Source organism: Acidovorax sp. KPB24-07, from assembly GCF_057543315.1.
The window spans coordinates 1-548 of record NZ_BAAJYS010000962.1 but is presented as its reverse complement, the minus strand read 5'-3'; the positions used below and the strand labels follow the sequence as shown (position 1 = coordinate 548).

1 protein-coding gene is annotated in these 548 nt (G+C 71.7%); it reads right to left on the bottom strand.

What is annotated here, in order from left to right:
- Nucleotides 1–160 precede the first annotated feature (160 nt).
- Entirely contained in the window at nucleotides 161–541 is a 381-nt protein-coding gene (locus AC27IQ_RS26905) for a DUF2069 domain-containing protein (RefSeq protein ID WP_487091529.1), read from the bottom strand.
- Nucleotides 542–548 lie beyond the last annotated feature (7 nt).

The following is a 548-nucleotide window of genomic DNA, read 5'->3' as shown; positions in this document are numbered from 1 at the left end:
GCGCCAGTCCTGCTCCCAGGCGGTGAGGTCGCCTTCGGTGAGTACATGGGCGGCGCCGACGGTCTGGCGCAGGGTGTCGATCAGGGTGGACATGGTGTTCTCGAATGCTCGCGAAAAACGGGGAATGGAAGGGGCGTGGGGCGAGGCCGCTTTGGGGTGTTCAGGGCGTGGACGGGGCCGGTGTCGCCGCGGCCGCGGCCGCACGTGCGTGCTTCTGGCGCAGGCGCACATGCAGCGCGCAGGCGGTGAACAGCGCCAGGCACAGCGCCACTTCGACCAGCGCGAGCCACCGGCCCGGGGCCGGATCGCTCCAGGCGCGCACCACGCCTTCGGTGAAATACAGCCACACCACCAGGCTCACCCAGCGGTAGGTGTACATGCGGTGCTTGAGCAGCCCGGCCAGCGGGAACGCCAGCGGCAGCGCCTTGAGCGCCAGCCAAGAGCCGCCGGGCCGCAGCGGGCTGAGCCACAGCTCCCAGGCCAGGCTGAGCACGATCAGGCCGAGCAGGCTGCCCACGGCGAGCCACCGGGTGGCCGCCACGTCGGGG